This is a genomic window from Slackia sp. (genome assembly GCF_977041755.1).
In genome coordinates, this window is record NZ_CDRRGL010000225.1 from 1 (window position 1) to 1,733 (window position 1,733).

At 54.1% G+C, this 1,733-nt stretch carries 3 protein-coding genes and 1 tRNA gene; all 4 read right to left on the reverse strand.

What is annotated here, in order from left to right:
- Window positions 1–13 precede the first annotated feature (13 nt).
- A tRNA-Leu gene (locus ACWI8T_RS09890) sits at window positions 14–102 on the reverse strand.
- 88 nt (window positions 103–190) lie between these two features.
- Entirely contained in the window at window positions 191–445 is a 255-nt protein-coding gene (secG, locus tag ACWI8T_RS09895) for a preprotein translocase subunit SecG (protein ID WP_123219060.1), read from the reverse strand.
- 62 nt (window positions 446–507) lie between these two features.
- Entirely contained in the window at window positions 508–942 is a 435-nt protein-coding gene (gene aroQ, locus ACWI8T_RS09900) for a type II 3-dehydroquinate dehydratase (RefSeq protein WP_337427797.1), read from the reverse strand.
- A 173-nt stretch (window positions 943–1,115) separates the two neighbouring features.
- A partial coding sequence (locus ACWI8T_RS09905; RefSeq protein ID WP_449138813.1) for a shikimate kinase occupies window positions 1,116–1,733 on the reverse strand: 618 nt, incomplete at its 5' end.

Genomic DNA, 1,733 nt, shown 5'->3' on the forward strand with positions numbered 1-1,733 from the left:
TTTCAAGTTTCGATGGTGTCGGAGGCGGGATTTGAACCCGCACGCCCGGTATGTGGGCACTAGCACCTCAAGCTAGCGTGTCTGCCGTTCCACCACTCCGACGTGGTTCCTTGCGTATTGCAAGCAGCGATTTGGTATTATACGGAACTCTCTGAATTGAGCAAGACCCAATTTGAAGAAATTTCGAAACCTAGCGAGAAATCGTGCCCTGCGGGTACAGAAGCATGAGCGCGAGCAGCGACAGCATGAAAACAATCGCGAAAATAATCGTGATGCGGTCAAGATTCTTTTCGATGATGTTCGTGCCGGTCTGAGTGGAATACAGGGAGCTGGCGATCATGTCGGAAACGCCGGTGCCCTTGCCGGAATGCAGCAGCACGAACACGATAAGGCCAACACCAGAAACAGCCCAGACGATAAGGACCAAAATAAGCAACGGATTCACGTTGACGTTCTCCTTTATAGGGGTCAGAAAATTGCAACCTGAATATTTTAGCCAGCAATACGTTATTTCGCAAGATGGTCGTGCAAAAACAGCATAGCCTGCCGATAACCTTCAATGCCCTGCCCCATTATGGTCTTAAGCGCAGCCTGACGCACGAAGGAAACCTGGCGGAAATCCTCTCGCTTAGTCACGTCAGAAATATGAACCTCAACATACGGAATGCCGACGGCTTTCAATGCGTCGAGCAAAGCCACCGAAGTATGCGTATATGCCGCGGGGTTGATGACTATGGCATCGCTCTTTCCGAACGCCTCCTGAATGCGGTCAACCAGCGCGCCCTCGTGGTTGCTCTGGAAAAGCTCGACCTCGTCGCCCAGCTCGGCCCCAGTATCGCGCACGAGCTGGCAGAGCGCCTTGTAATCTTGCTTTCCGTAGATATCGGGCTCACGAACGCCAAGCATATTGATGTTCGGCCCATTCATAACAAGAAATTTCATGAGTTTGCCTCTACTCACCGCTCCTGCGTGGCACGGAACCATAGCGGAAAAGAAGTGCCGGCTCGCACGAAAGCCACATGAGGTTGCTTTCGGCTCGCGCGGAAGTTCCCTCCGTGGTCCCATGCCACAGGAGCTCCATCTCTAATAATGTCGATTTTCTCCGCCGAAATGAATTACTTCTGCAGCTTTTCGAGCGCGCGTCCCACGACGATCATCGGGTCGGCGTCGTTGGAAACCACGATATCGCCCCAGGCGTCATATTTCGGGCCACGGTCTCGCGCAAGAGCAGGGATGCCCTTTGTGATGGACATGGGCCGTCCGTCGGACACGAGCAGTTCTAGCGGGCGCTTCAGCAGCAAGACGATGCCGTTCTGATGCAGCAAGTCGTAATTGCGCGCCTTGGTAACGACCCCGCCACCGCACGCGATAACCAAACCGCTGCGCTTGCATACATCGCCCGTAACCTGCGTCTCGATGGCGCGAAACGCCTCCTCGCCATCTTCCGCAAAAATGTCAGCAATAGATTTACCGGCCGCTTCGGGAATATAGTCATCGATATCGACGAATTCGCGGCCGAGCTGCTTGGCGAGCAGCGAGCCAATAGTGCTCTTGCCGCCCGAAGGCATTCCGATAATCACGATATTGCCCTCTTCGAACGTGATTTTCTCGACAATCTCGTTCACGATTTCATTGCTGATTTGCTTGTGCTGCCACAGCTCGCTTGCCGCCTTCGCCTGAGCGACGAGCATGGGCAGGCCACTTATATGGGGAACGCCGAGCTTTTCGGCTTG

Coding starts and splice junctions, on each gene's coding strand:
- aroQ (WP_337427797.1), bottom strand. CDS start 942: ATGAAATTTCTTGTTATGAATGGGCCGAACATCAATATGCTTGGCGTT.